The sequence below is a fragment of the Paraburkholderia sp. A3BS-1L genome (assembly GCF_051125215.1).
Classification (GTDB): domain Bacteria; phylum Pseudomonadota; class Gammaproteobacteria; order Burkholderiales; family Burkholderiaceae; genus Paraburkholderia.
Window position 1 is genome coordinate 1,193,379 of the sequence record NZ_CP120444.1, and the last position, 26,670, is coordinate 1,220,048.

Annotated in this window: 24 protein-coding genes and 1 pseudogene; 8 read left to right on the top strand and 17 right to left on the bottom strand. The window is 63.2% G+C overall.

Going from position 1 to position 26,670, the window contains the following annotated elements:
* The first annotated feature begins 320 nt into the window (after positions 1 to 320).
* On the top strand, positions 321 to 623 hold the full coding sequence (locus P5W99_RS30535; RefSeq protein ID WP_421027544.1) for a DUF4148 domain-containing protein: 303 nt from the start codon (positions 321 to 323) through the stop codon (positions 621 to 623).
* Positions 624 to 828: 205 nt separating this feature from the next.
* On the opposite strand, the pseudogene P5W99_RS30540 reads toward P5W99_RS30535, so the two are convergent.
* The 3 genes and pseudogenes from P5W99_RS30540 to P5W99_RS30550 all read right to left on the bottom strand — a co-directional run.
* Positions 829 to 960: pseudogene (locus P5W99_RS30540) on the bottom strand (DDE-type integrase/transposase/recombinase); the annotation flags it as partial.
* 66 nt (positions 961 to 1,026) lie between these two features.
* Positions 1,027 to 2,421: an amidohydrolase family protein gene (locus tag P5W99_RS30545; RefSeq protein WP_421028018.1), complete on the bottom strand. Its 1,395-nt coding sequence runs from the start codon at positions 2,419 to 2,421 to the stop codon at positions 1,027 to 1,029.
* 81 nt (positions 2,422 to 2,502) lie between these two features.
* Positions 2,503 to 3,864 carry a nucleobase:cation symporter-2 family protein gene (locus P5W99_RS30550; RefSeq protein WP_421027545.1) on the bottom strand — a complete coding sequence of 454 codons (1,362 nt, stop codon included), beginning with the start codon at positions 3,862 to 3,864 and terminating at the stop codon, positions 2,503 to 2,505.
* A gap of 207 nt (positions 3,865 to 4,071) precedes the next feature.
* Between P5W99_RS30550 and P5W99_RS30555 the strand changes: the two genes are divergently transcribed.
* Positions 4,072 to 4,962, top strand: a complete 891-nt coding sequence (locus tag P5W99_RS30555; RefSeq protein ID WP_421027546.1) for a LysR substrate-binding domain-containing protein — start codon at positions 4,072 to 4,074, stop codon at positions 4,960 to 4,962.
* A 42-nt stretch (positions 4,963 to 5,004) separates the two neighbouring features.
* On the opposite strand, the gene P5W99_RS30560 is transcribed toward P5W99_RS30555, so the two are convergent.
* Complete coding sequence (locus P5W99_RS30560; RefSeq protein ID WP_421027547.1) at positions 5,005 to 5,895, bottom strand: LysR substrate-binding domain-containing protein; 891 nt, start codon at positions 5,893 to 5,895, stop codon at positions 5,005 to 5,007.
* Between the two features lie 211 nt (positions 5,896 to 6,106).
* Here P5W99_RS30560 and P5W99_RS30565 point away from each other — a divergent pair, with 211 nt between their 5' ends.
* Both P5W99_RS30565 and P5W99_RS30570 read left to right on the top strand, forming a co-directional pair.
* Positions 6,107 to 6,628, top strand: coding sequence for a (2Fe-2S)-binding protein (locus P5W99_RS30565; RefSeq protein ID WP_434664818.1), 522 nt, complete (start codon positions 6,107 to 6,109; stop codon positions 6,626 to 6,628).
* A gap of 1 nt (position 6,629) precedes the next feature.
* Positions 6,630 to 8,876 (top strand): molybdopterin cofactor-binding domain-containing protein, encoded by a 2,247-nt coding sequence (locus P5W99_RS30570; RefSeq protein WP_434664819.1) that lies wholly within the window; start codon positions 6,630 to 6,632, stop codon positions 8,874 to 8,876.
* A gap of 56 nt (positions 8,877 to 8,932) precedes the next feature.
* Here P5W99_RS30570 and P5W99_RS30575 read toward each other — a convergent pair whose 3' ends face one another.
* The 8 genes from P5W99_RS30575 to P5W99_RS30610 all read right to left on the bottom strand — a co-directional run bounded on the left by P5W99_RS30575 (position 8,933) and on the right by P5W99_RS30610 (position 15,736).
* Entirely contained in the window at positions 8,933 to 9,529 is a 597-nt protein-coding gene (locus P5W99_RS30575) for a glutathione S-transferase family protein (protein WP_421027550.1), read from the bottom strand.
* Positions 9,530 to 9,684: 155 nt separating this feature from the next.
* Complete coding sequence (locus P5W99_RS30580; protein WP_421027551.1) at positions 9,685 to 10,047, bottom strand: hypothetical protein; 363 nt, start codon at positions 10,045 to 10,047, stop codon at positions 9,685 to 9,687.
* Positions 10,044 to 10,409 (bottom strand): tlde1 domain-containing protein, encoded by a 366-nt coding sequence (locus tag P5W99_RS30585; RefSeq protein ID WP_421028019.1) that lies wholly within the window; start codon positions 10,407 to 10,409, stop codon positions 10,044 to 10,046. Before P5W99_RS30585 ends, P5W99_RS30580 begins: the two co-directional genes overlap by 4 nt.
* A gap of 160 nt (positions 10,410 to 10,569) precedes the next feature.
* The gene (locus P5W99_RS30590) at positions 10,570 to 12,861 is read right to left on the bottom strand and encodes an acetamidase/formamidase family protein (protein WP_434665394.1); all 2,292 of its coding nucleotides are present in this window, start codon (positions 12,859 to 12,861) and stop codon (positions 10,570 to 10,572) included.
* Positions 12,862 to 13,035: 174 nt separating this feature from the next.
* Positions 13,036 to 13,227: a XapX domain-containing protein gene (locus P5W99_RS30595; protein ID WP_035525667.1), complete on the bottom strand. Its 192-nt coding sequence runs from the start codon at positions 13,225 to 13,227 to the stop codon at positions 13,036 to 13,038.
* A gap of 14 nt (positions 13,228 to 13,241) precedes the next feature.
* Positions 13,242 to 13,469 carry a XapX domain-containing protein gene (locus P5W99_RS30600; RefSeq protein WP_421027552.1) on the bottom strand — a complete coding sequence of 76 codons (228 nt, stop codon included), beginning with the start codon at positions 13,467 to 13,469 and terminating at the stop codon, positions 13,242 to 13,244.
* A gap of 74 nt (positions 13,470 to 13,543) precedes the next feature.
* Positions 13,544 to 14,569 (bottom strand): acetamidase/formamidase family protein, encoded by a 1,026-nt coding sequence (locus P5W99_RS30605; protein WP_421027553.1) that lies wholly within the window; start codon positions 14,567 to 14,569, stop codon positions 13,544 to 13,546.
* A gap of 522 nt (positions 14,570 to 15,091) precedes the next feature.
* Positions 15,092 to 15,736, bottom strand: coding sequence for a GntR family transcriptional regulator (locus P5W99_RS30610; protein ID WP_421046980.1), 645 nt, complete (start codon positions 15,734 to 15,736; stop codon positions 15,092 to 15,094).
* Between the two features lie 312 nt (positions 15,737 to 16,048).
* On the opposite strand from P5W99_RS30610, the gene hydA reads away from it, so the two are divergent.
* Positions 16,049 to 17,473 carry a dihydropyrimidinase gene (gene hydA, locus P5W99_RS30615; RefSeq protein ID WP_421027554.1) on the top strand — a complete coding sequence of 475 codons (1,425 nt, stop codon included), beginning with the start codon at positions 16,049 to 16,051 and terminating at the stop codon, positions 17,471 to 17,473.
* A gap of 112 nt (positions 17,474 to 17,585) precedes the next feature.
* Entirely contained in the window at positions 17,586 to 19,043 is a 1,458-nt protein-coding gene (locus P5W99_RS30620; RefSeq protein WP_421027555.1) for an NCS1 family nucleobase:cation symporter-1, read from the top strand.
* A 61-nt stretch (positions 19,044 to 19,104) separates the two neighbouring features.
* On the opposite strand, the gene P5W99_RS30625 is transcribed toward P5W99_RS30620, so the two are convergent.
* The gene (locus tag P5W99_RS30625; protein ID WP_434664820.1) at positions 19,105 to 21,105 is read right to left on the bottom strand and encodes a gamma-glutamyltransferase family protein; all 2,001 of its coding nucleotides are present in this window, start codon (positions 21,103 to 21,105) and stop codon (positions 19,105 to 19,107) included.
* 154 nt (positions 21,106 to 21,259) lie between these two features.
* On the opposite strand from P5W99_RS30625, the gene P5W99_RS30630 reads away from it, so the two are divergent.
* Positions 21,260 to 21,487 carry a hypothetical protein gene (locus tag P5W99_RS30630; protein ID WP_421027557.1) on the top strand — a complete coding sequence of 76 codons (228 nt, stop codon included), beginning with the start codon at positions 21,260 to 21,262 and terminating at the stop codon, positions 21,485 to 21,487.
* 49 nt (positions 21,488 to 21,536) lie between these two features.
* On the opposite strand, the gene P5W99_RS30635 is transcribed toward P5W99_RS30630, so the two are convergent.
* A complete protein-coding gene (locus P5W99_RS30635; RefSeq protein WP_421027558.1) occupies positions 21,537 to 22,703 on the bottom strand; it encodes a LysR family transcriptional regulator in 1,167 nt (388 codons plus the stop codon).
* Here P5W99_RS30635 and P5W99_RS30640 point away from each other — a divergent pair.
* Complete coding sequence (locus tag P5W99_RS30640; protein ID WP_421027559.1) at positions 22,587 to 23,528, top strand: aldo/keto reductase; 942 nt, start codon at positions 22,587 to 22,589, stop codon at positions 23,526 to 23,528. The two genes, P5W99_RS30635 and P5W99_RS30640, sit on opposite strands and share 117 nt — an antisense overlap.
* A 60-nt stretch (positions 23,529 to 23,588) precedes the next feature.
* Here P5W99_RS30640 and P5W99_RS30645 read toward each other — a convergent pair whose 3' ends face one another.
* The 3 genes from P5W99_RS30645 to P5W99_RS30655 all read right to left on the bottom strand — a co-directional run bounded on the left by P5W99_RS30645 (position 23,589) and on the right by P5W99_RS30655 (position 26,588).
* Positions 23,589 to 24,698: a porin gene (locus P5W99_RS30645; protein ID WP_434665397.1), complete on the bottom strand. Its 1,110-nt coding sequence runs from the start codon at positions 24,696 to 24,698 to the stop codon at positions 23,589 to 23,591.
* Between the two features lie 150 nt (positions 24,699 to 24,848).
* Positions 24,849 to 25,709, bottom strand: a complete 861-nt coding sequence (locus tag P5W99_RS30650) for a transporter substrate-binding domain-containing protein (protein WP_434665400.1) — start codon at positions 25,707 to 25,709, stop codon at positions 24,849 to 24,851.
* Between the two features lie 90 nt (positions 25,710 to 25,799).
* On the bottom strand, positions 25,800 to 26,588 hold the full coding sequence (locus P5W99_RS30655; RefSeq protein ID WP_421027561.1) for a HalD/BesD family halogenase: 789 nt from the start codon (positions 26,586 to 26,588) through the stop codon (positions 25,800 to 25,802).
* Positions 26,589 to 26,670 lie beyond the last annotated feature (82 nt).

Genomic DNA, 26,670 nt, shown 5'->3' on the forward strand with positions numbered 1-26,670 from the left:
TGAAGCAGGAACTGAAACGCCCGGGGCCGCAGGTGTTGGCGCTGCGTCTGGCCGACGGGCGGCGCAATCGGTGAAAAGCGGGTGCAAGTATGGGAATGGGGCGCTTACCTCGTGCTGACCCGCACATTACGGATTTGTCATCTGCGCAGATAACAAAGTCGTAATGCGCGCGTCAGCTTTGGGTCAGCGCCGGGTGGCCAGAATGCAGTCAACCTTCGCGGGGGCCGGCCATCCTGGTGCCGGCCAACCTGTTTATTCGAAGGCGGGCCGGAGCTGTCTCACTTCCAGATGCAGCGGCCACTCATGCAAAGGTGAACATCATGAAAGCACTCATTTCCGCATTGCTCGTTTCCTGCGCGCTGGCCGCCCCGGTTTGCGCGTTTGCCCAGTCGAACGCCGTAGCGAATACGGCCAGCGCGAATAACGGGCCGGTCACGCGAGCTCAGGTCAAAGCCGATCTCGTACGTGTCGAGCAGGCTGGCTATCGCCCAGAGGCGTCGGATATCAATTATCCGAACGACATCCAGCACGCCGAGGCCATCGTCGCGCAAGAAAATGCAAATCACAGTGCGGGTGCGGTCGGCGGCGTAGCCATGTCAGGCACGTCGGACTCGGGCAGATAAGCCGCGACCGGCGCCGATGGACAGTCATCAACGCCGGCAATTGAGCCTGGTGGCGCCGTGCAAGTGCTGCGCACTTGCGGGTGCCAACCCGGAATTCGGCGGCGCTCATTTAGATGGATATGGTGCAAATAGGTGGCGAGTTCGCGATAGCTCGTGTAGAAATGGCATCGCATTCGCAAGGGGCAGTTCGATCTCTCCGCTCTCGCGTGACCGTCTCCGGCGGCCGGCCCTGATGCTTGATTGCCTTGCTGAAAAAGGCCTTCGCCGCTGCCACTTCGCGCTTAGCCAGGAGCATGAAGTCTACCGTCTGGCCGCTCCGATCCACCGCCGCACGAAGCCGCCATTGAATCCATGACACAGGCGAGCACAAGCGCGTAACGCTTGCGCCCGCCCCATCGCACACTCAATCCAGCAGTTCCCGCACGCCCTGCGCCGCATCACGGCGCAGCGCCTCGAGATCGAGGCCAGGAATCTCGCCGTTCTCCACCACCACGCGACCATTGACGATGCTGTGACGCACGCGCACCGGCTCGCCCGCCGCGACGGGGGCGACCGCGAGGTCATGGAAGCCGTCGAAGCGCAGCGCGTTGAGGTCGTAAAGCACGAGGTCGGCGGCCTGGCCCGGGGCGAGCATGCCCACGGCATCGAGCCCGAGCACGCGTGCGCCGCCGGCCGTGCCCCAATGGACCACTTCTTCCACCGTGGTCGCCGCCGCGCCATGCGCGGCACGATGCACGAGCCACGCGAAGTTCGCCTCGTGGGTCATGCTGCCCGATTCATTGGACGCCACGCCGTCGACGGCGAGCGACACCGGCACGCCCGCAGCGGCCATGCGCGGCGCGGGGGCGATGCCGCTGCCGAGGCGCGCGTTGCTGACCGGGCAATGCGAGACCCCCGAGCCGGATTCGGCGAGCATCGCAATCTCGCTGGCTTCGAGATGGACAAGGTGCGCGAACCACACGTCGTGGCCGAGCCAGTCGTGCTCGGCCACGAACTCCACCGGCAGCTTGCCGAAGCGCTCGCGGCAGAAGTCGACATAGCGCGTGGTTTCCGAGAGGTGCGTATGCATGCGCAGCCCCATCCCGCGCGCGGCGCGCGCAAGCTCCGGAAGCAGTTCGGGCGGCAGTGAGAAGGTGGGCGTGGTGGGCGCGACCACCACACGGCGCATCGAGGCCGCGCTGCCATCGTGATAGCGGGACTTGAGGCGCTCGATATCGGCGAGCATCTGGTCGAGTGTTTCCGGATGCAGCACGGTCTTCGAAAAGCCCGGGTGATCGCCCGCCGATTGCAGCGCGCCGCCTCGGCACAGCACGAAGCGCAGGCCGAATGCATCGGCTTCCTCGAACAGCAGGTCGCCGGTTTCCGTGGTGCCGTGCGCGTGATACAGGTAGTGATGATCGGCGCAGGTGGTCACGCCCGAGAGCAGCATCTCGGCCATGCCGAGCCGCGCAGCCGTGCGCGCGAGCTCGGGCGTGAAGCGCGCGAGACGCGGATACGGCACGGCGGCGAGCCAGTCCTGAAGATCGGCGTTGATGCCAGAAGGCACGGCCTTGAGCAGGTTCTGGAACAGGTGATGGTGGGTGTTGACCCAGCCCGGATAGACGACGCAGTCGCGCGCATCGATCACGCGTTCGCTGGCAAGCGGCGTGAGATTGGGCGCGATCGATTCGATCCGGCCGTTGGCGATCCGCAGATCGGCCTGGCCGAGGCGGGCCTGGTCACCGGCGCGGCCGCTCATGACGGCGGCGGGGTTGCGGATCAGAATCGACTGGGGCGGCGGCGTTGTTGGGTTCACGATCAGGCATCCTTATTATGTGTGTTGAGGGCGAAGCGCGAGCACGCGTAGCGCTCGCGCGAGCCGGTGAGTGTCAGGCGCGCATCAGTCACGCGCCATCGTTGCACAAGCCGCATCGGCGTGCTCGTGCCCGGTGCGTTCGGCGGGACGTACGCCGTTCAGCAGCGCATTGAGCATGACGGAAACGAGGCAGGCGATCACGACGCCGCTGTGCAGGAAGGGCAGCGACCATTCGGGCATGTGGCCGAACACCTGCGGCATCATCACCGGAATCAACGCGGTTGCAATCGTGAAGCCTACGATCAGCACGTTGTAGCGATTGTTCTCGAAGTCCACTTTCGCGAGCGTTTGCACGCCAGCGGCCACCACCACGCCGAACATGGCGATGCCCGCACCGCCGAGCGCGGCCGAAGGCGTGGCCGCCACGACGGCGCCGACCTTGGGCACGAGCGCGACAGCGCACATCAGCACGCCGCTCGTCGCGACGATCCAGCGGCTGCGCACGCCGGTCAGGATCACGAGGCCGACGTTCTCCATGAAGGCGATGAACGGAAACGCAGCGAACATGCCGGCAATCGCGCTGGCCACGCCATTGGCGCGCAGGCCGCGCACGACGTCTTCCTCGCTCACTTCCTTGTCGACGATGTCGCCGATCGCCACGAACAGCCCCATCGACTCGACCATCTGCACGATCATCACCACGGCCATGGTGGCGATGGGCACGATGGAGAATTCGGGCCTGCCGAAATAGAACGGCACGGGCAGCGTGAACCAGGGCGTGGCGGCGACGTTGCTGTAATGACCCATGCCGAGCGCGACGGCGAGCCCGGTGCCCACGACAAGCCCGATCAGCACCGAAAGATTGCGCACGAACGGCGAGCCGAAGCGGTTGATCAGAAGAATCACCGTGGCGACCAGCAGCGTGACGCCGAGGAACGGCAGCGAGCCGAAGTCCGCGCTCTTGGTGTCGCCGCCGCCCACCCATTGATACGCGACCGGAAAGAGCTGCATGCCGATCACGGTGACGATGCAGCCGGTCACCACGGGCGGGAAGAAGCGCCGCAGCCGGCCGACCAGCGGCGCGGCGAATGCCGTGAACAGGCCCGCGCCGATCACCGCGCCGCACACTCCCGTGAAGCCGATGCCGGGCGTGAGGCCGATGGCGATCACGGGCCCGACGCTGCTGAACGCCACGCCTTGCAGGATCGGCAGCTTCACACCAAGCTTCCAGACGCCGACGGTTTGAAAGATCGTCGAGATGCCGGAGCAGAACAGCGCGGTGCTGATGAGCACCGTGGTGTCCGCGGGCGACATCTTGAGCGCCGAGGCCACGATCAACGGCACGGCAATCGCGCCGATGTAGGCGACCAGCATATGCTGCATGCCGAGCGTGAGCATCTGGCGCCAGGGGAGAATTTTATCGACGGGATGTGAAGCGGTGTTCATGACATGTCTCCTGATTTTCGATTCCGGCCGATTCCGTGCCGGCCAGTTAATTCGGACTTCTAGTCATGCTGCGATTGCAATAAACTAATCGGGCGCGGTCTCCCCAGAGAGAAACGGGTGCAGCTTGCGACGAAGTTTCACAAGACGAAATCGCTCTGTACAATATTTTTTCCCTTCGATCTTGATACGTTTGCGATATGGACCCCCATGGATTTGCGTCTCTTGCGTTACTTCGCGGCGCTTGCCGACGAGCTCCATTTCGGCCGCGCAGCCGCACGGCTGCACATTTCCCAGCCGCCGCTGAGCCAGCAGATTCGTTTGCTTGAGGAGGAGCTGGGCACGGCGCTGTTCATCCGCTCGCAGCATCGCGTCGAACTGACCGAGGCAGGGAAAACACTGAGCAAGCAGGTGCCGCTGATCTTCGCGCAGTTCGAGCGCGCGATCGATCTCACGCGCTGTGCGGGCCGGGGCGAAATGGGCAATCTCGCGGTGGGCATCATCAGCTCGGCCATGGTCGCGCCCATTCCGCGCGCGCTGCGCGTGTTCGCGAGCCGCCATCCGCAGGTGCGCTGGACGCTCAACGAAATGACGCCGGTGGAGCAGATCTCGGCGCTCAAGGAGAAGCGGCTCGACGTGTGCTTCTTTCGTCTGTATCAGGACGATCCCGCGATTCGCTGCGAAGCGATCGGCCGCGATACGGCGATGGCCGTGCTGCCGGCCGATCATCGGCTGGCAGCGCGCAAGCAGATCGCCCTTGGCGAGCTCGCGCACGAGCGCTTCATTTCATTCGGCTTGCGCCAGTCGCAGCTCGCGCGCGCGCTTCAGGACGCTTGCGTGAAGGCGCGTTTCACGCCCCAGATCGTGCACGAGGTGGTGGAGGTGCATACGCTGCTTTCGCTCGTGAGGGAGGGGCTTGGCGTGGCGCTGTTGCCGACCTCCGCGCAGCAGATCTCAACGGGTGGCGTGGTGTTCGTGAAGCTTGCCCAGACCGATCTCGACGTTTCGCTGCACGCGCGCTACCGCGCCGACGACACCTCGCCCGTGCTGCACGCGTTTCTCGACACGGTGCGCGAAGTGGCCGCCGAGATGGAGCGTTGAGGCTCGATCCAGAAGCGTTCCGGAGTTCCGGATGGACGACATTCATGCGAGCGTGCGCGCCACCAGCTCGCCGATCACCTTCACCAGCGGCGCCACGAGGACCGCGCGCTCGCGCGGCCACAGCGCGTAGAGGTTGTAGTGGGTGGGCAGCTCCACCGCGTTGAGCGTCACGATGCGCCCTTCGCGGCGCGCATCGGCGGCGAGCAGGCCGCGCGCGAGCCCCGCGCCCATCCCCGAGCCTAGCGCGGCCACCAGCCCCGCCGCATTGTCCAGCACCGCGATGCTGTCGGGCTCCACGCCCGGCAGGCCGGACTCTTCCAGCCAGGGAATCCACGAGCGCTTGGTGTAGCCGAGCAGCGGCAGCGTCAGCACCTGCTCGGGCGTGAGCGGCAGCGTGAGGCCGTGGCGCTCGAGCAGCGCGGGCGAGGCCATGGCCGCGAGCCGGTCGTGACACACCAGCGTGCTGTCCACGCCTTCCCATTCCCCATACCCGTAGCGCAGCGCGAGATCGACATGCTCGAACGCGAAGCGGTCGTAGCGCGACGCGGAGAGCACGGTCAGCGAGACACCGTCGAGCGCCTCGACGATCGCGGGCAAGCGCGAGGGAAACCATCCCTGCATGAGTTCGGGGTCGACGTCGAGCGTAATGGAAGGCCCGGCGGGCCGCCCCTTGACGGTCGAGATCGCGCGGTCGATCTGCTCGAGCCCCGCCGAAAGCTGATTGGCGAACAGCGTGCCCGCGTCGGTGAGCGCGATGCGCCCGCCCACGCGCGCGAACAGCGGCTGGCCGATGAAATCTTCGAGCGAGCGGATCTGCTGGCTGATCGCGCTGTGCGTGAGCGAGAGCTGGCGCGCGGCGCTCGAGAAACTGCCGACTTTCGCCGCTTGCAGGAAGGCCTGCATCGACTGGATCGAGGGGTAGCGCTTGAGCATGTGTTAGTCCGGCTAACAGAGGATCGACGAAATGATCGCTGGCTTCTGGCGCGGCGGCTTTCAATAATGCAGCCGTGTCTGCGGGCACGCGCTGGAAAACGCGAAGCGATTTGAAAGCGTCCCGAAGCCGCAACGATACGGGAAAAATCCAGCGGGAAAAACCTGGCGGAAAAAACTTCGGGAATAACATGGAAAACGTGGGAGACAGCGCGTGATTTCGATAGTGGTGAACGATACCCGGCATACGATCGACGATGTGCCGGACGACATGCCCTTGCTCTGGGTGCTGCGCGACCGCCTCAAGCTCACCGGCACGAAGTTCGGCTGTGGCAAGGGTCAATGCGGTGCGTGCACGGTGCATCTGGAAGGCGCTGCGGTGCGCTCGTGCATGCTGCCGGCGGTGGCGGCGGACGGGCGGCGCATCACGACCATCGAAGGCTTGCCTCACGACGGACGCCATCCGCTGCAACTCGCGTGGATTGCCGAAGACGTGCCGCAATGCGGCTATTGCCAGTCGGGCCAGTTGATGCAGGCAGCGGCGCTGCTCGCGCAGGATGGCAAGCCCGACGACGCCACCATCGTGTCGACGATGTCGGGCAACGTGTGCCGCTGCGGCACGTATGGACGCATTCATCGCGCGATCAAGCGGGCCGCTTCGGGCGACCCCACGCTGAACGCGGTGGTGACCTCCACCGCCACGCCCACGCCGGAACACGCCGGCAAGGAGGCGTGAAATGCGCCACGACGATCAACGCGGCGCGGCGCGCCGACGCTTCCTGAAGCAGGGCTCCGCGCTGCTGGCCGCGGGCCTCGCGGTGGGTTTCGTGCTGCCCGAGGCGCACGCCGCTGCGGCAGCAGAGCCGACCATCAGCGGCGACCCGCACCCGCAGCGCGGCGAATTCGAGCCCAACGCATGGGTGCGCGTGCTGCCCGACGACACGATCAAGCTCGTCGTCCACAAGCACGATTCCGGCACCGGCACGCGTACCGCGCTCGCGGCGGTGGTGGCCGAGGAACTCGACGTCGATCCGTTCCGCGTGGAGGTGATCACGCCCGAGGATCCGTTCTTTGCGCAGTACATTCATCCGCTCTGGAAAGTGTTTTCGACGGGCGGCAGCACCAGCGTCTCGCTCGAATACGAGCGTTTGCGCCGCGCGGGCGCGACGGCGCGCGCGATGCTGATCGAAGCTGCGGCGCAGCAGTGGAGTGTGCCGGCATCGGCATGCACGACCGACAACGGCAACGTGGTGGAAGCCGCGAGCGGCCGCCGCGCGACCTACGGTTCGCTCGCCGCCCGCGCGGCGAAGCTGCACGCGCCAAAAGACGTCGCGCTCAAGGCGCCCGGCGAGTTCAAGTATGTGGGCAAGCTGCGCAAGAAGCGCGATGCCGCGCAGAAGACCACCGGCAGCTTCGGGTACAGCATCGATGTGTCGCTGCCAGGCATGCTCGTGGCCGTGGTCACGCGCGCGCCCATGATCGATGGCCGCGTGCGCAGCGTCGACGCGAAGGCCGCGCTCGCCATTCCGGGCGTGCGCGACGTGCTGCGGATTCCCGCGCGGCCCGATATTCTCGGCGGCAATCAGGCCGGCGTGGCCGTGCTAGCGGACGATTACTGGGCCGCGCATCGCGGCCAGGCGGCATTGCAAATCGAATGGGACGACAGCCCCTTCGAGTCGTTCGACAGCAGCACGCTGGCGGCGCGCCAGGCCGCATGGCTGAATGATCCCGCTGCGCGCGTGGTGCCGACCGTCCAGAACGGCGACGCCAAAGCGGCCCACGCGGCCAAAGCGGCGGGCGGGAAAATGATCGAAGCGTCGTACTCGATGCCGTACAAGGCCGCGAATCCGCTCGAACCGGTCAATGTGACTGCCTGGGCCAGAAACGGCGGCATCGAATATTGGGGCGGATTGCAGGTGCCGTCTTCGGCGCGGGAGGCTGCCGAGGTTATCGGTAGCATTCCTGAGGATCGGGTGACGCTGAACGAACTGGTTTCGGGCGGCAGCTTCGGCGCTCGCGAATCGAAGTACTGGCTGCTGGAAGTGACGTGGCTCGCGATCAAGACCGGCAAGCCGGTCAAGCTGATGAACAGCCGCGAGGACGAAATGCGCGCGCTGTATTACCACGCGGCCACGCATCACCGTGCGCGGGCCGTGGTCGATTCGAAGGGGCAGCTTGCGTCGCTGGAACTGCGCGCGGTTTCGCCGGCCTCGCCCGAGCAGTGGGAGCCGGGATACCTCGACCGCGCGGACCGCATGGACTACAGCACGACCGAAGCCATCAACAAGTGGGAGTTCGCCTATAGCGCGCCGCATCGCGACATCGGCTGGGTGCGCCATGAGACGGGCGTGCCCACGGGCTGGTATCGCGCGGTGAGCTATATCCCGAACGTGTTCGCCGTGGAATCCATCATGGACGAAGCCGCGCATGCCGCGCGCCGCGACCCGCTGGAGTTTCGCATCGCGCATATGCGCCAGCGGCCGCGGCACGTTGCGGTGCTGCGCGAAGCCGCGAAGCGCGCGGGCTGGGGGCAGCCCCTGCCGGCCGGCACGGCGCTCGGCATCTCGACCAACGAGGCCTATAGCAGTTACATCGCCGTGATCGCACGCGTGGCGCGCAAGGGCGATGGCATGGTGGTCGAGAAGCTCACCTGCGTGACCGACTGCGGCATTGCGGTGTCACCGGGCGGTGTGGAGGAGCAGATTTATGGCGGCCTGATGTGGGGGCTCGGTCATGCCACGAGCGATCGCATCGACATTCGCAACGGCCGCGTGCAGCAGAGCAACTTCGACACCTACCGCGTAATGAGGATGAGCGACATGCCTGACATCGACATTCATATCGTGCAGGGCGACGTGAGCAAGCCTGGCGGCGTGGGCGAACTGGCGGGCCCGTCGGTTGCGCCGGCCATTGCCAACGCGGTGTTCAGCTTGACGGGCAAGCGCCTGCGCGAGACGCCATTCGATTTGCAGATGCACGCGTAGGGGAATGCACTCAAGGCAAGGAGAACCCTTGCCTTGAGCACGCATGCCAGCCGTTCTCAGCCATTCTCGCGGGTCTGCGCACGCGCGAAGGCGGGGCGGCTGGTGACGCGCTGGACGTAATCCTCCAGCAATGTCGTGCGTTCGAGCAGCGGGCTGCCCATGAACAGCGCGAAGGTGGTGGCGACCAGAATATCGGCGGCGGAAAAGGATTCGCCCAGCAAATACGGGCCATTTTGCAGCGTGCGGTTGACGTGCACCATGACTTCGTCGGGATCGACCCAGCCCGCCGTGCCGCGCGGCGGCGTGATGCCCATGAACTTGCCGACCCACGCGGGTTCCATTACGCCCGCGTAATAGGCCAGCCAGGTGAGATACGCGCCGCGCAACGGCGAGCCCACCACCGGGCCGATGCCCGCATCCGGGAATTTGTCCGTGAGATAGCAGGCAATAGCGGAGCTTTCGAACACCACCGCGCCATTGTCTTCGATAACCGGCACCTTGCCGTGCGGATGCGGATTGGCCGGGTCAACGGCGCCTGTGCCGTTGCCCCGGCGAATATCGACGGACTTGATTTGATACGGTGCGCCAAGTTCTTCGAGCAGGAAAATCATGCGCGACGAGCGCGAATGCGGAGCATGGAAAAGCGTAATCACGGCTTGTCTCCGGAGCAGGACGGGAGTCGAAATAGTACCGGAAGGCGGGATTTTGCGGCGATTCAGGCAAACGCACCGAAGTATGAAAATGTCGATTGCAAGATAGAGCGCGCGAGTCCATGCCTCTGAGGGCATGGTGCGCGCGAAATGGCCAATCAACGAGCTTCTTTCTTGATTGGAGCGTCGCTGTTGAACTTGTGGGAAGTGACAAAGACGTCCACGCTCCCCATCGAACATTCTTCGGAGGACGCCTTGCTTGACGTGATGACCTCAATCGTGCGGCCGCCCGTCTCATGAAACGTGATGTCATAGACCTGCTGATACAGATTCTTGCCTGTCTTTTCCGATGCGAGTCGGACTGCTGTTGTCTTCGAGTCGTCCAGCTTTTCGGGAGTGAGCAGGCCTGCATCAATGAGCACAGTTTCGGCCATTTTAGTCGGCCAATGAGCGCAAGGCGGCGACTTCGCCACGCACAGCGCGGGCACGGTGAGAACAAACGCAAAAATTATGCGTTTCATCGCGTGACCTCCAGCGTATGATCTCCACTGGACCAAATCTGGTTGCGCAGAGCACGATTCAAAACGACACAGCCCTCCGATGCCGTGCCTGGGCGCGCAACGCTGTCGCCGTGGATCATCAAGCCGGACCGACCGTGCGTGTTCGTCCCGTTGTTTGGCGTTAGCCGCATCGTGTAGCTCCCGGAGTGCGGGTGGATGAACGGCGCGCTAATCGAGTATGTTCCTGCGGGAATCGGGCCGGTATTGGCTATTCGTTCCATCGTCGGGTTATCGCGGCCGATACCATGACCCGAATAGCCTCGCCCATAAAGCGTGCCATTGCGACTCAATTCACCCGTTCGCTGATTGTATGTCCACGGCATCAGCAGTTCCAAATTGGTTCAGGAGCGGAAATAATACGCCGCAGCGTATCTCAAAAGATGCTCAGTCTGCCAGTTTGCACCGTCACATGAGCCACGGGGAGGGCGAAACTCAATGCGCATACTCAGTTTTTCGCAATGCGATTCAGGCAAACACACCGAATCACCTGCCCGTGAACAGAGACTTCCTGATAATCGCATGCACGCCCCAGTTGCCATTGACCACCTGCGTGATGCCAAAGTCGACGGCAACCGAAATGAGCGTGACGGCCTCGTCCTCGCTGAGCTTCTTGACGGACATGAGAAACCGGCGGGCCTTGCGAAACGCGTCGCGCATGGCTTCGTCGAGCGTCGACTTCATGTAGATGTGACTTTGCGCCTTTTGCCCGAACTCGGTCAGATGATTCGGAGAACTGAAGCCATGCAGAATCCACTCGTTCGCGGTTTCAACGAGCGGGTAGGTCAAGTCGGCGAAGGGAGCGTTCGGGTCGATCTCGCCGTTCTTGTGCAGCACCAACTGGAAATCGCCGGTCAGCGAGCATTCGATGGCGGTGCCGCATAGCTCTGAGTCGCCCTGGGACGCATGCGGGTCGCCAATCGAGAACAACGCGCCAGGCACGGCCACGCGCAGAAACACGCTGGCCCCGCGCGTCACGCGCCAGTTGTCCAGGTTGCCCGCGAAGCTCGAAGGCGGAATGGAGTCGATCAACCCATTCTGGGCCGGCGCCACTGCAATCACGCCAAAGTGCGGGCGAACCGGTATTTCGATATCGCTCAGGACGTCGTAGTTTTTCTCGATGGTGGAATGGTCGACCGGCACGCCGGGATAGTCGATCGTCGGATGCAGCACGCCAGACGGGTCGCGTTGCGGCGTCCAGCGGAAGTTGTAGAGCGCGCGCGCCTTGCCGTCGGAGCGTTCGCAGTCGATTTCGAAGATGGTCACGACTTCGCGCTCGCGCGGCTCCGTGAGCAGGTCGCGGTAATGAAACCCCCACCACGTTGCGGCGTTGCTGCCGAAGGCCTTGCCGTGAAAGCAGGGGTTCGCGCTCATGCGCGGGCGGATGTCCAGAATCCTCACTTCGAGCACGTCGCCCGGCATGGCGTCGCGCACGGCCACGGGCCCCGTGCAGATATGGACGCCGAATCCTTCGCCCGCGCCGCGCCCATAGATCGATGCATCGAGCGGGCCCGCGCCGCGCCGGTCGACGTTCTTCTTCTGCGCGGTCCAATGGAACACGCTTTGCGCGCCGGCATCGCCTTCGATCATGCGCTCCCAGTCATCCGATGCGTGCTGTGTGAGCGTTTCGATCGTCACCTTGTCGCCCGACTCGACTTCGAGCACCGCAGGCAAGTCGCGGCTCAAATAGCCCCAATGGACGGTCTTGTCGGTGGCGTTGAGCCGGTGATGGCGGCGTCCGAAGCTATCGGTGGCATGGCCCCAGCGCGAAACACGGCCGGGGTGGCCCGGCGTGCTCGCCGGCGCGGTGCCGTCGTTGGCCGGAAGCTGGTCGCGCGCGATGGGCTGGATCCGCACGTGTTCGGGCCGGCCGCGCGAGATGCGTTGCGCAACGACCTTGGCCGGCGCGGGCATCATCTGGTCGCGGTAGGAACTGGGCGAGATGCCGAACTGCTGCCGGAACGCGTGGCTGAAGTACGAGGGATCGTTAAAGCCCCATCGATAACAGATATCCGAAACCGTGAGCTTGCTGTAGAGCGGATTCGCGAGATCGGTACGGCAACGTTCGAGCCGCCGCGTGCGCAGATAGACCGAAAAATTCGTGCCCGACTTTTCGAACAGCTTTTGCAGGTAGCGCGTGGACACGTGCTCGTCCGAGGCGATGGAGGCCACGCTCAAGCCGGGCTCGGCCAGCCGCGCGTCCACGCGTTCGCAGATGCGCGAGAAGATGGCGGTGCGCGACTGCGTGAGCCCCGCGAGGTCGGGCGGCTGGCTCGCGATCAGGGCCGTGGCGAGAAACTCGGTGATCGTGCTGTCGATGGGCTGCAAGGCCTTGGGGTCGGCGGCCACGACGGTTTCGAAGGTGTCGGCGGCCGCGCACAGCATTCTCGCGAAGAGCAGTCCTGCATCGCCCGTGAGCTTGATCGCTTCGGTGGGCAGCGGCGCGGCTACGCGCGCGGCGAGCAGCGCGGGGCCGATGTGAACGGTGAGCAGGCGAAACGCGGTGGCGAGCGACAACTCGGCGTGCGCGCCCGCGGGCACGCAGACAATTTCGTTCTCACGCAGGCTGTCGCTCGTGCCCGTGGTGGCGAGCCCGGCCTCGCCTTCGAGCAGCATCAGCAACACGAGGCCACGGTCCTTGCCCGCGGCCACGGCAACCGATTGCGGCACTGAAGCGATGCACGCGAGCTCGATGCCGGCACTGGTGGTTCTGGACTGCACCGTGCCATGCAGCGAGTGATCTGCGCACAGGTTCTGGCAGGAGAGCCGCGCGACCATGAGCTCGGCGCGCCAGGCAGCGGCACGGCCGGGTTGCGGCCAGGCTTCAGTGGAAAAGTGCGATTGACGCAAGGCCTGTCTCCCTGGCGCGTGCATGCAGCAGTGGTGATGGCGGACCCACCGGCTGGGCCCGCCTGACTTCAATCCAGCACATGCGTCGAGCCGTTGTGGCGGCTAGCCGAAATGCAGCTGCCCTCGCATGGCCGCCACCAGGACGAAGCCCGCGAATGTGCCGACGATCGCGAAGATGCCGCCGAGCACATTGGGCGCAGGTATCGGAGCCCGTACCGCAGTGTAAACAACCCCTGTTACCAGGCCAACGGCTGCGGCCTGAATTTCCGTTTGACCTAGCATGATTTCAACCATGTCATTCCCCTTTATCATGAATCGGCCGCGATCGATCCGCTTGCTGGTGGACGACCGAAACTGACACTCTTGCGCCATGCGTTCACGACCAGGTAGCCGAGATAGGTGAAGAGAATGGCGCAAATGCCCCCCGTGACGTTGGGTGCGGGAATGGGCAGATCGAGCCACGAATACAGCGTGCCGGTGACGAGACCGACTATGAGCGCAACCAGTTCATTGCGCCCCACGTAGACATAGTGCATGTGAGTTCCTCACGCTTGTTCGCTTGCGTTATCCGGGTGTCCGATTTAGGCCTTGTTTTGGCCTGATCTGGCGTTTAGCCCTTGGTTTTCGGTGGGAAGATGGCACGCGGCATCGTGCAATGAATGCCCTGGGTGCCGTCGACCACCTGCGTGACGCCGAAATCCGCGGAGACGCTCATGAGCGAGTAGGCGTCGTCGCGCGAGAGGCCTTGCTGCTCGGTCAGCAGATGGATCATGTCGCGCGCCGCATTCCTGCCGGCTTCGTCGAGATCCTCATGGAAACCGTGGACGACCCAGCAGTCCGGCGTTTCCAGCAGCGGCGAGGGGAAGTGGAAATCTTTTCTCAGGACTACCTGGAAAAGCACATTCAATGAGGCCTCGATCGCGGTGCCGCTGATTTCGCCGTCGCCCTGCGAGATGTGCGGGTCGCCGATCGAGAACAGCGCGCCGTCCACCGCAACCGGGTAATACATGGTGGCGCCCGCGCCAATACGCCAGTTGTCGATGTTGCCGCCGTGCAAGCCCGGCTCCACGGTCGAGACGCGGCCTGCCTTGTCGGGCGCCACGCCCGCCGTGCCCAGATGCGGGCGCACCGGAACGCGCACGCCTGCGAGCGCTGGCTGGCGGCAGCATTCGCGCTCGTCGACGATTTTTCCGGGCGTCGTCATCTTGTTCGGGTAGTCGTAGGCGTACAGTGCGTGCGCGGTGTTCGACGCGGTGTCGAGTTCGTAGATGGTGATGCGTTCCTTGTTGAATTCGCGGTACAGCTGGCCCCAGTGCGCGGCAGCATTTGCGCCGTAGCGAAAGCGCGGAATCATTTGCAGGTAGCGCACTTCGAGCACGTCGCCGGGCTTGGCGTCCTCGATGTAAATCGGGCCTGTCATGATGTGCACGCCCGGATTGCGGTCCTCGTGCGGGATCTTCGAATAGATTTCGCGCACGGCGTTGTCCATCATCAGGTCCGGCGCATCGCCGGCATGGTGGGTGATCGCTTCGGCGCGAATGATGTCGCCGCTTTTCACGGTCAGGGCCGGTGCTTTGCAGGCGTCGAAATAGCCCCAATGAACGGTCTCGGGACGGGCGGGCAGATCATGCAGCATGGTTGTCTCCTTGATTTATGGGTAGCCGCGTCCGACGGCCGTGCATGATTGAACGGTCGTGCGTGAAGCGGTTATGGCCAGGTGCAATGCTGATGGACAGCCACCTCATTGATCGTGGCCATCCATGACTTGCGGGAATCGCTCGGTGCTTAGCCGTTCGACTTGATGTCTCGCCGTGACTTGATATTAGGTATTCCGGATTCTTGCGACATAGGGCGATGCGCCCCAATCGCTTGTGTTCTCGCGAACTAGCGTAAACCCGCTGCAAATGCGGTATGAAATGCCCGCTTCAATGCGTAACCGGAACGCGCACGCGCGCCAGCCACGTGCGTGACGGCATGCAGATCGCGTTAAGTCCGTTGTAATCGGGGAAGTGGCGCGGGCGAGAGAATTCGCGCGATCGCACGTGATGTGTGCGCGTTATTGATACTTCATGAGCGCAATATCGGTCGATGCAAACAAGATGTGGACACAACCAATCACACCAGCCGACGCAGTCGCTGGTGACGCGCGGTCCGCGCGTCAGCTTCTGAAGATCTCTTCGAGATCGACCTGCTCGCTTGCCGACTCGAGCTTCATGCTGCCTTGAATGTGGTCCAGGTGCTCGAGCATCAAACGCTCGGCGCGCGCGGCGTCGCGCTTCGCGATGGCATCGACGATATGCGAGTGCTCGTCGGCGCGGCAGCAGGTTGCTGTAGGCGCGTCGTAGAGAAAGATCATGAGACACGTGAGCACGGAAAGCTCACGCATGGTGCGGGCGAGCGCCGAGTTGCCCGCGAGATCCGCCGCGAGCGAATGAAACTCGCCCGAGAGCCGGATCACGGTGCGCTTGTCCTCGCGCTTGCGCGCATCGGCTTCGAGTGCTTCGTGCTCGCGCAGGCGCTTGAGCTTTTCGGCCGTCAAGTTCTCGACAAGCCGCCGCATGATCGCGGGCTCGATCAGGCGGCGCGCTTCGAAAACGTCGAGCGCCTGCTCGATGGAAGGGCGCGCGACATACGCCCCCTTCTGCGGAATCAATTCGACCACCTGCTCATGCGCGAGCCTCGCCAGCACTTCGCGAATGCGTCCGCGACTGGCATTGAAAATTTCGGCCAGGCGCTCTTCCGCGAGTTTGGTGCCGGGGTGCAGCCGGTGCTCGAGGATCGCCGCGTAGATGCGCTCGTAAATCTCGTCCTGACTGAGTTCCAGCGGCGCGCGCGCCGGCGCAGCGGATTTGCGTTTGCGTGGAGCGGATTTCCCGGCAGGGGGCGTGGCAAGTTCGTCGATTGCAGGCACGGCAATGGCCTCTCGTATGCGGTGTAGCGGGCGCGCCAGCCGCGCTGCGCATCGCCCAGAGTCAGGATACCGGCCGCCTCGCGGATTGTCGACACTCATGTAAACACTAGTTTTGTAAACATAATTGTTGACTATTATGTCGACAGCAAAGACGTCATGGTTGCCGTTGATTCATAAGATAATTTTCGAGTCGGGAGATTTCAGGTGACAGGTTCGGCGCTAGATCTGGTTATCCGCAATGCGCGTGTCGCGACGGCCAGCGACACCTTCAAGGCTGACATCGGCATCGCGGGCGGGCGCATCGTTCAGCTGGGCATGGGCTTGCCGGCGGGCGCGCGCGAGATCGATGCGGCGGGGCGCGTGGTGACGCCGGGCGGCGTGGATGCGCACTGCCATTTCGATCAGCCGATGGCGCCGCCGCTGCGCATGGCCGACGACTTCGACACCGGCACGCGCGCAGCGGCATGCGGCGGCACGACCACCGTGATTCCGTTCGCGGCGCAGGAGAAAGGGCAGTCGCTGCGCGCCGCCGTGGACGACTATCACGGCCGCGCCGAAGGCAAGGCGCACATCGACTACGCGTTCCATTTAATCGTGAGCGACCCCACGCCGAAGGTGCTGGAAGAGGAGTTGCCGGCGCTGATTGCCGAGGGCTACACGTCGTTCAAGATCTACATGACCTATGAGGATCTGAAGCTCGACGATGGCCAGATCCTCGACGTGCTGGCCATCGCTCGCGAATACGGCGCGATGGCCATGGTTCACGCGGAGAACGCCGATTGCATCGAATGGCTGACGAAGCGTCTCGAAGCCGCGGGCCGCAAAGCGCCGCGCTTTCATGCGCATGCTCGCCCGCTGCTGGTGGAGCGCGAGGCCACGCATCGGGCCATTTCGCTCGCCGAACTGGTGGACGTGCCGGTGTTGATCGTGCACGTCTCGGGGCGCGAAGCGGTCGAGCAGATTCGCTGGGCGCGCTCGCGCGGCCTCAAGGTTTATGCCGAGACCTGCCCGCAATACCTGTTTCTGACCGCCGCCGATCTCGGCATCGACGACACCTATCAGGGCGCGAAATGCGTCTGCAGTCCGCCGCCGCGCGACAAGGCCAACCAGGAGGTGATCTGGGACGGCCTGAACGACGGGCTCTTTACGCTTTTCAGTTCCGACCACGCGCCATTCAACTACGACGCGCCCGAAGGCAAAAAGCCCGGCGGCGAGGAAGTCTCGTTCAGCCACATTCCGAACGGCATTCCCGGCGTGGAGACGCGCATGCCGCTGCTCTATTCCGAGGGCGTGCTGGCGGGGCGCATGACGCTGAACCGCTTCGTGGAACTGACGTCTACCAATCCGGCCAAGACCTATGGCCTGCACCCGCGCAAAGGCACTATCGCCATCGGCAGCGACGCCGACCTCGTCATCTGGGGCGAGCGCGGGTTCGTGCTGCGCAACGCGGACCTGCATCATGCGGTCGACTACACGCCTTACGAAGGTCAGACGCTGCGTGCCTGGCCCGACATCACGCTGATCGGCGGGGCGGTAGTGTGGGATGGCGAGTTCCATCCGCGCCGCGGGCGAGGCCGCTTTCTGCGTTGCGGGAAACCGACGATCGGGCCTCGAGGTGCGCTCGACTAACGCGTTGTGGTTGTGGTGATTCCATTCATGGAGTGCCCGCCGTTTCACTAAAAACTCACAAACAATTCACTGAACTAATGTGAGCGGCGGAATTATGCGAGGAGAGAGCATCGTGGAAAGACAGGACAGGAAACTGGCCGAGCTGGACCCGACAGGCCGGCTGTATAACGACGACCTGGCGCCCGCCACCGAGCGGAAGTGGACGTCCTATAGCTTCTTCGCGGTCTGGATGTCGGCGATACACAACATCGGCACCTATACGTTCGTGGCGGGCTTGTTCGTGCTCGGCATGACGGGGTGGCAGGTGCTCGCGTCCATTCTGATCGGCACCGGCATTCTGTTCTTCGGCATGAACTGGGCTGGCCGCATGGGGCAGCAGACCGGGGTGCCGTTTCCCGTGATGGCGAGACTCAGCTTCGGCATCTGGGGCGCCAACGTGCCGGCGCTGATTCGCGCGGTCATCGCTATTTGCTGGTACGGCATTCAGACCTATCTGGCTTCGACCGCCGTGGTCGTCCTGTTGCTGCGCATGAATCCGGCCTTGCAGCACTGGGAGGACCAGAGCCTGCTCGGTCTCTCGTATCTCGGATGGGCCTGCTTCGTGTTTCTGTGGGTCATGCAGCTGCTCGTGATCACGCGCGGCATGGAAGCGGTGCGCCGCTTCCAGGACTGGGCAGGACCGATCGTGTGGGTCGTGATGCTGCTGATGGCGCTGTGGCTCTTCGCGATGGCCGACTGGCATCTGCCGATGAATCTGTCCGTCAAGCCCTTGTCGGGCAGCGGGGTGGTGCAGGGCATTCTCACCGGCGCATTCCTGCTGGTCTCCACTTACGCGACCATGCTGCTCAACTATTGCGACTTCACGCGTTTCGCGAAATCGGAGCGTGCCGTGATCGTCGGGAATTTTTGGGGAATCCCGATTAATTTCGCGGCGTTCGCCGCCATCAGCATCACCATGACGGTGGGCACCGTGGTGGTGTTCGGCAAGGCCATCACCGACCCGGCATTGATCCTCGCCAGAGTGCCCAACACCTTCGTGCTGGTGGTGGGCGCACTGATGTTCATCGTGGCGACCATCGGCGTGAACGTCGTGCTCAACTTCGTGTCGCCTGCCTATGACCTCGCCAACGTGTGGCCCAAGCGCATCACGTTCCGTCGCGGCGGCATCATCAGCGCGGTGCTGGCGCTCGTGGTCATGCCCTGGAACCTGTACTCGAACCCGGTGGTCGTGAACTACTTCCTGGGCGGGCTCGGTGCGTTTCTCGGGCCGCTGTTCGGGATCATGGCCGCCGACTATTTCCTGATCCGGCGCGGTGTGGTCAAGCTCCAGGACCTGTATCGCTCGGACGAAAACGGCGAGTACTTCTATCGCAATGGTGTCAATCCGAAGGCAATGGCCGTGTTCGTGCCGACCGCGGGCGCGGCGGTTGCGGTTGCGCTGCTGCCCGCGCTCTCCGCGGTTGCAGCGTTTGCGTGGCCGATAGGATTCGTGGCGGCGGGCGCGGCGTACTTCGTGGTGATGGGCGGAGCGGGCGCGCGCGCCAATGCCGGAGTGGGCGCGCTGGAGTAACGGTGTACGCCGCGCGGGCGGGGCGGTCACGCGCCCGCGCGGCAGCCCCGCATCCTGAATATCAGGGCGTGAAGGTATCGCCGAGCACCACGCCTTCGCGGCGCGGATCGGTGCCGCCCTGCAGCACGACAGACTGGCCTCGCGTGACACGCATCACCGTGTTGATGCCGCTAGCCTGCGAGGCCGTCGACACCTTATGGCCGAGTGCGGTCAGGCCTGCGATCAGCGGATCGTGCACGCCGTTGTCGGTGAGATCGAGATCGGGATGCTCGCCGCCGATCGTCGTGGTCGGGCTGTTGCCCGCGCCGAAGTCCATCAGCCCCGCCGACTGCTGCGCGTCGAGCCCCCAGTCGAGCACACCCACCAACGTCTTCACCACATATTGCGGAATCGCGCCGCCGCCGGGCGAGCCGGTGGCCATCACGAAGTCGCCCCGCGAACCGTCGGCCGCAACCTTGAACACGAGCGTCGGCGCCATCGAGCTGCGCGGCCGCTTGCCGGGCTGCACGCGGTTCGCGACCGGATTGCCGGCGCTGTCGGTCGGGCTCGCGGAGAAGTCGGTCAACTGGTTGTTCAGCAGGAAGCCGTGCGTCATGTGGAACGAACCCATGCTCGACTCCACCGTGGTCGTGGCGGTGAGCACGCTGCCGTCGCCGTCGACGATCGTGAACTGGTTCGTGCCGTGCTCGATCTGGTTGGCGGCAATGCCGACCGGCGCCGCGCCGAGATTGCCCGCCTGCGCCGTGCCCATACTTTTCGACATGCTAATCAAATTCGCACGGCTCTTCAGGTAGGGCTTGTTGAGCAGGGTGTCCCATGTGCCGCCTGGCAGCGGAACGAAATCGGTATCGGCAACATACTTGTCGCGATCGGCATACGCGAGCCGTTCCGCTTCCGTGATCAGATGCACGCCATTGACGGTGGGCTTGCCGCCTTCGAGGTCGATGGCCGTGGGCGGGAGCGATTTCAGGTCGAAATTCTCGAGAATGCCCAGCGCGGACGCAACCGCGATCCCGCCCGAGGACGGCGGCGGCATCCCGCAGATCCAGTACGTCGCGCGATACGTCGTGCAAACCGGCTTGCGCACTTTTGCCTGATAGCCGGCGAGGTCGGCGAGCGTGGTCTTGCCGGGCGTGAGCGTCGAGCCGTCGGCGCCCGTGGTGGCGGCGATCTTCGCGACGATGTCCTGCGCAATCGCGCCAGTGTAGAGCGCGTTCGCGCCGGATTGCGACATCTGCGTGAGGGCATCGGCGTACGCGGGGTTCCTGAGCACCGTGCCGAGCGTCTTCGGCGAGCCGTCCGCGTTCAGGAAATACGCGGCCGCTTCGGGATCGCGCTTCAGGTTCGGCGCGTTCGAGGCGATGGCCGCGGCGAGACGCCCGCCGATCGGAAAGCCGTTGGTGGCGAGCGTTATCGCATCGCCGAACAGGCCGCGCCAGGGCAGCTTGCCGTGGTCGTGCTGCAAGGCTTCGATCAGGCGCGGCACGCCGATCGTGCCGATCGAGCGGCCGCTCGCGCGCGGGTTCGGCAGCGGCGTCGTTTGATCGGTCGTGTCGTCGATATAGCGCAGATAGTTTTCGGTCGCGGCGGCGGGCGCCGTTTCGCGGCCATCGTAGGCTTGCAGCGTCTTGCTGGGTCCGTCGTAGTACAGCAGCACGCCGCCGGAGCCGAGGCCGGTCGCTTCGGGAACCGTGAGGCCGAGCACGGCCTGCACCGCGACGGCCGCATCGGCGGCGGTGCCGCCGCGCCTGAGCACGGCGCAACCGGCCGCGCTCGCGTAGGCGTTCGAGGTTGCGACCATGTAGGTCCGGGCGTAGCGCGGCTTCAGTCCCGTCCGGTAGCCCGACGCGGCTTCGGGCAGCGACGGATCGCCCGGCTGGTTCGAGCCGACGACGACGGTCGAGCTGTTGTTGTCCACCGCGAGGCAGGCGCTGGCGTCCGTGGCAAGCGGCGGAGCTGACGATTGCGGCGGCGGGTTGTTGCTGGAATCGCCGCTGCAGGCGCTTATCAATGCCGCAGCGAGCACCACGGAAATGTAAGGCCGGATCGTGGTGATTTTCATCGTCGTGGACCGGAGTTGTCGTTCGAGGAACGGGATGTGGGGCTGAATCAGCAGCTGAATGGTTTCTTAAAACATTCAGAAAGGCAAACGGAATTCATTCAGGTTGTGGGGAGGAGGCGCTAAAGTTCGCGCGGCCGTTGCCGACAATCTGGGCATGGCATGCGAACCACTTGAACCTTCCGGGAACCATCCGATCTGGGCCGAAGCACGGGCACTGGAGGCCAGCATTCGCGCGATCCGGCGCGCGCAGGGCAAGAAGAACCCCGAGGACTTTCCGCCGCATAGCCCCGAATGCTTCGCCGCGATGAACGAGTTCGTGCGCGATGTCTGCCGGGTGCTAGAAATCGATCTGAATGAGCCCGATGTCGAAGACGATGACTAGCAGCGCCAGGCGAATTGCATGGCATATCCGGCTTCGCTAGATCGCGCTGTCATTCCCGATACCGGAAGAACTCGATGAAAGCCCGCAGCGCAGGCCGCATTTGCCTGCGCGAGGGGTAGTAAATATAGAAGCCGTCGAATTGCGGACACCATTCCTGCATGACCGGAATGAGACGTCCAGCACGAAGATCCTCGTCGATCGCTTCCTCGAAGAGGAACGCGAGCCCCAAACTGTCGAGCGCCGCCTGCCGCATCAGGCTCTGCTGCGGCAAGATCAAATTGCCCTTCACCTCGACGCTGATCGGGCGTCCATCCTTTTCCAGTTCCCAGCGGTAAATGCGCCCGCTTTCGAAGCGTCGCCGGATGCATGGGTGATCGGCGAGATCGCGTGGATGCATCGGCTGCGGATGGCTTTCAAAATAGAAAGGCGTCGCGACGATCAGACTCCGGCGCGGGCTACTCGCTCGCACGGCGATCATGTCCGCCTGGAGACTCTCGCCCAATCTCAATCCCGCGTCGCAACCGCTTTCGACGATGTCCTCGAACAGGTCGGACGTGCGAATGTCGAGTTCGATCTGCGGATAGCGCGTGCTGAAGTCTCGCAGGCGGGGCATGATCAGTTCTTCCGCCGCCAGCATCGGCATCGTGATTCGCAGCGGCCCGGAAGGGGCCTCGCGCTGTTCGGCCGCCTCGGCCAATCCCGCTGCGATGTCCGAAAGCGGCGCGCCAACCCGGTCGAGCAATCGTTGGCCCTCCTCGGTTGGCCGCGTCGAGCGGGTCGTGCGCGCCAGCAGCCTGACGCCCAGACTGGCTTCGAGCGTCGAGACCGCATGACTGACCGCCGAGGGCGCAATGCCAAGGTGATCGGCCGCCGCGCGAAAGCTTCCAAGCTGCGAAACGGTCACAAAGACGGTGAGTTGTGAAAGCTGCGTTCGGTCCATTGTTCTATCGGATAGATTGAGGCAATCGAATCCGGACATATTATCGAATGATCGATCGGCGACTACGATACCTGCATCCCGACACGTTCGCGAAAGGAGAGAAAGATGCAGATGCGCAGACTTGGACAATTCGATATTTCCGCCATTGGCTTCGGTTGCATGGGGCTGAGTCAGGCCTATGGGGTGCAGGACGAAGCAGCGTCGACCGGTACGCTGCACCGGGCGGTCGATCTGGGTGTGAGCTTTTTCGACACCGCCGAGGTGTACGGGCCGCATCGCAATGAGATCCTGTTGGGGCGCGCGCTCAAGCCGTATCGGGACAAGGTGGTGATCGCGACGAAATTCGGCTTTACGTATCGCCGCGACCGTGACGATTTCGGCGAGATAACCGGCACCGATGGCCGCCCGGAAAATGCCCGCGCCGTGGCGGAGGCGTCGCTCAAGCGCCTGCAAACGGATGTGATCGATCTGTATTACTTGCATCGTGTCGATCCGGCCGTACCCGTCGAAGAAACCGTGGGCGCGATGGCGGACCTGGTCGCGCAAGGCAAGGTGCGGGCAATCGGCTTGTCGGAAGTTTCAGCCGAGACCTTGCGCCGGGCGCATGCGGTCCACCCCATCACAGCGCTTCAAAGCGAATATTCGCTCTGGACGCGCGATGTCGAGCGCAATGGCGTGCTGGCTGCTTGCCGGGAGCTCGGGGTCGGCTTTGTGCCGTTCAGCCCGCTCGGGCGCGGCTTCCTGACGGGCACGGTAGCGTCGCTCGCGACGCTGGACGAGCAGGACTTTCGCCGCAGCCTGCCGCGCTTCCAGCCTGGCCATATCGAGGCGAATCGCAAGCTCGTTTCGGCGGTCGAGGCCATGGCGCTCGAGAAAGGCGTGACGGCGGCCCAGCTCGCGCTTGCCTGGGTTCTGGGGCAAGGCGACGACATCGTGCCGATCCCGGGAGCCAAGCGCATTGCGCATCTGGAGCAGAATGCCGGCGCAGCCGATATTCGATTGAGCGCGGACGAATGCGCGAGGCTCGAAGCCATCTTCTCGCCCGAGCAAATCTCTGGCGGACGCTACCCGGAGGTGTTCGAGAAGATGGCGCAGAACTGACGCATGCGTACCGAGCCGGGGGCAGATCTGCTCACGCATTTCAGCGCCCGGTTGAACAACTCAGAAAGAATGTCTGATGGCGACGCGACTGACGAATTGCCGGTTCGACGACGAGGAATTATCCGCACCGGTAATGAATGCCTGATCCAGGAACGTCCCCGTATTGCCGTCCGCAACCTGCTGAAATACCCCTTGAAGATAGACATCCGTGCGCTTCGAGAGGTTGTAGTCGAGCATCAGGCCCACCTGGTGCCATTTGGGCCGCGCGCTGGCATTGCTTCCCTGGTACTTGCCAAGCGTGTACGTGTACATGGCCTGTGCGAAAAGCGCCGGCGTGAAGTCGTACTTCGCATTGATCTCAAAGTTATCGAAGTCCAGCGAACTAACTGTCACACCCGCTGGAAAGGTGCCGGGCATCAGGTAGCCGTTGCCGACAGGCGCGTCCAGCGACGTGTGGCTATAAACAAAGCCCAGCGTCGCGCGGGCCATCGTATAGGTGACCCCCGCCCCATAGGTTCGCTGATGCCCCGCGACAAAACTTGCGTCGTTCGTCGCCACCGCGCCAACGCTATTGGCACCGACGTTATCGATGTCCATGTAGGCGAGAGCCAGCGACAGCGAACCTGTGCTATAGGCCGCTCCAATGCTATAGAGCCGGTTATTGGCGAACGCACCGGCGGCATTGCTGAAACCATAGACGCCACCGAATGTAAAGCCCGCGATATTCGGGCTGGCGTACTTCACCGAGTTGCTGACCCGAAACGAATTATCCGTATTGTCATGGTCGTACGGATGAGCGAACAGGTATCCCGAGTACCCGCCGTTTGCCGTGAGCGGCGCGAGATAGTCCACGACTGAGTCATATTGGCGTCCGAAGGTCAGGCCGCCCAGCTTGTCGCTTTGCACGCCGACGTAGGCTTGCCGGCCGAACATCCGTTCCCCCTGGCCAGCGCGTCCGCAATTGACGTCGAAACCGTTCTCGAGCGTAAACAGTGCCGCGAGCCCACCGCCGAGATCTTCTTTGCCGTTGACGCCCCACCGGCTACCTGCCGCGTAGCCACTTTCCATTTCGTACGCGTGCTTACCTCCGGTATTCGTCGTGAAGTTGAAGCCCTCGTCGATAATCCCATATAGAGCGACGGAGCTTTGCGCGGACGCAATCGACGAAATGAATACGAACCCCCCCGGCTACGAAAACCTTCTTTATCATCGATGTCTCCATATTAATAATTGGCATTACAAATTATTTATTTCGGCAGGAGATGGTATTCGGGCAGTGCAGCATTGGCTGGACTGCCCTATATCGCCATACTCACGCCATCAGGGTGTGATATTGATGCTGAACCACTTCTGTGACAGTTTCTTCACGGTGCCGTCCGCGAGCGCGGCGGTAAGCGCGGCATCGAATTTCGCCTTCAGATCGGCATCACTCTGACGGAATGCGAGTGCTTCCCCTGGACCCCAGATTGTTCCCCCGATCTTCGGACCCACGAAGGCAAGCGACTTGTTTTCCGGCTGCCGAAGGACCGCCGAAAAATAACTCACGTCATCGAACGCGACGTCGATCCGGCCCGAAGCGAGATCGAGATCGCGCTCAGGAGACTTCTTGTACTCGCGAATCGTGGCGACGTCCTTGAAGTTCCTGTTGATGAAGTCGGTGTACGCGGTGCCGATCTGAATGCCGATGGAGCGCCCCTTCAATGCCACGCGAAGGCGGTCAATGGCGGTTTTGTCCGCTTTCGGGTCACCGGTCAGCTTGAGCACCTCCGCAGTACCGCTAATGCCGGAGAGAATTTTTGGGTCGGCTGAAACGAACGCTCCCGGCGTCAACGCATAGGGACGCGAAAACGCGATCACTTTTTCGCGCTCCGGCGTCACCATGATGGCGTCCATCAATACATCGAACTTGCCCACCCGCAGACCCGGAATCATCGAATCCCAGTCCTGCGCAACCAGCTTGCATTCGATTTTGATGCGTGTGCATAGATTCTGCATCAGTTCCGGCTCGAAGCCACCGAGCTTTCCGCCGGGCAACGTGATATTCCACGGCGCGTAGGCGCCTTCAGTAGCGATGGTGACCGACGTCCACTCTTTCGCGTCGGCAGACGAGGACAATGTCACAGACGCACCCCACACGGCCAACGCGACAAGCCGGCCCAGCACCCCACGCTTGATAAGCATCATTCGTCTCCGTTCGAGAATTTCTCGTGATTTAATTTCGTTATCCAAATTGAATTGATCTGACCGTTGGCTCACGTTTGCCGATAACCGCTAGGCCGCGCGCCCGTAAAACCCGAGCTTTTCTTCGTCGCTAAACACGACGCCCGATTTTTCATAGTAGGAAAAGACAGCAATCATCCTCTCGCGAATTCCGCGCACGCTCGTGACGCGGTGCGCCGTGTTCTTGCCTCTGAACACGTTGAGGTTCCCGGCCTTGAGCCTGAGGTTTTTGACGTGCGGGTCACGTCCTTCCAGAAGCCTGGCGACACCGTCGTAGTTCGGATCGTCGTCCGAGCGCAGGTCTGAGCGGTATTCGAATTCCCCGCCCGCTTCCGGCTCTTGCAACAACAACGTGGTCGTAAATTCGGCACGGTCAAAATGCCAGTTCAAAGTCTCGCTCTCGCGGTACGACATGACATTCACACGCGCGAGCGGGTCCTGCATCACGTGAAGCGAGCGCTTCCCCATGGTCGCCGCGAGAAAGTGAGCAAGGGGTGCATACTCGTAGATCGCCAGCACGATGCTCGCGGGAATCTGGTCGGCGCAAACGGTGTGGCTAACGGTTTCAACCTCGCGAAGCGCCGGGTGGCCTGCATAGAGCTCCGGAATTTCGGGCTTGAAGTAGATATTGTGCGACCGTTTGTGGGTATGGGACTTCGTATCCATCACGGGCTGAATCTCGGCAACGGCTTTTTCCGCCACGCCGGGCAAAAGCAGTCCTTCGAGATTGAACATTCCGTTCGCTGCCAGATCGGCAATCGAGCGGTTAACCAGATTCTGCCATTCGGGGCTTCCAATTCGATCCAGCGGGTAACGATCAAGATTCAAAATGTGCCGCATATTCGCCTCTTCAGATAGTGAGAGGAAAAGATATATTGAAAAAATCTTTCTTTCAACGGCGTAAATTGTTAGCCTACAAATA

Bases quoted from the DNA above. Each gene is read 5' to 3' on its own strand.
- P5W99_RS30595 (WP_035525667.1), bottom strand. From the start codon at position 13,227: ATGGTTGAAATCATGCTAGGTCAAACGGAAATTCAGGCCGCAGCCGTT.
- P5W99_RS30600 (WP_421027552.1), bottom strand. From the start codon at position 13,469: ATGCACTATGTCTACGTGGGGCGCAATGAACTGGTTGCGCTCATAGTC.
- P5W99_RS30630 (WP_421027557.1), top strand. From the start codon at position 21,260: ATGGCATGCGAACCACTTGAACCTTCCGGGAACCATCCGATCTGGGCC.
- P5W99_RS30640 (WP_421027559.1), top strand. From the start codon at position 22,587: ATGGGGCTGAGTCAGGCCTATGGGGTGCAGGACGAAGCAGCGTCGACC.
- P5W99_RS30625 (WP_434664820.1), bottom strand. From the start codon at position 21,105: ATGAAAATCACCACGATCCGGCCTTACATTTCCGTGGTGCTCGCTGCG.
- P5W99_RS30550 (WP_421027545.1), bottom strand. From the start codon at position 3,864: ATGAACACCGCTTCACATCCCGTCGATAAAATTCTCCCCTGGCGCCAG.
- P5W99_RS30580 (WP_421027551.1), bottom strand. From the start codon at position 10,047: ATGAAACGCATAATTTTTGCGTTTGTTCTCACCGTGCCCGCGCTGTGC.
- P5W99_RS30635 (WP_421027558.1), bottom strand. From the start codon at position 22,703: ATGCGGCCCGTACACCTCGGCGGTGTCGAAAAAGCTCACACCCAGATC.
- P5W99_RS30590 (WP_434665394.1), bottom strand. From the start codon at position 12,861: ATGGTCGCGCGGCTCTCCTGCCAGAACCTGTGCGCAGATCACTCGCTG.
- P5W99_RS30535 (WP_421027544.1), top strand. From the start codon at position 321: ATGAAAGCACTCATTTCCGCATTGCTCGTTTCCTGCGCGCTGGCCGCC.
- P5W99_RS30555 (WP_421027546.1), top strand. From the start codon at position 4,072: ATGGATTTGCGTCTCTTGCGTTACTTCGCGGCGCTTGCCGACGAGCTC.
- P5W99_RS30650 (WP_434665400.1), bottom strand. From the start codon at position 25,709: ATGCTTATCAAGCGTGGGGTGCTGGGCCGGCTTGTCGCGTTGGCCGTG.
- P5W99_RS30655 (WP_421027561.1), bottom strand. From the start codon at position 26,588: ATGCGGCACATTTTGAATCTTGATCGTTACCCGCTGGATCGAATTGGA.
- P5W99_RS30585 (WP_421028019.1), bottom strand. From the start codon at position 10,409: ATGCCGTGGACATACAATCAGCGAACGGGTGAATTGAGTCGCAATGGC.
- P5W99_RS30605 (WP_421027553.1), bottom strand. From the start codon at position 14,569: ATGCTGCATGATCTGCCCGCCCGTCCCGAGACCGTTCATTGGGGCTAT.
- P5W99_RS30570 (WP_434664819.1), top strand. From the start codon at position 6,630: ATGCGCCACGACGATCAACGCGGCGCGGCGCGCCGACGCTTCCTGAAG.
- P5W99_RS30560 (WP_421027547.1), bottom strand. From the start codon at position 5,895: ATGCTCAAGCGCTACCCCTCGATCCAGTCGATGCAGGCCTTCCTGCAA.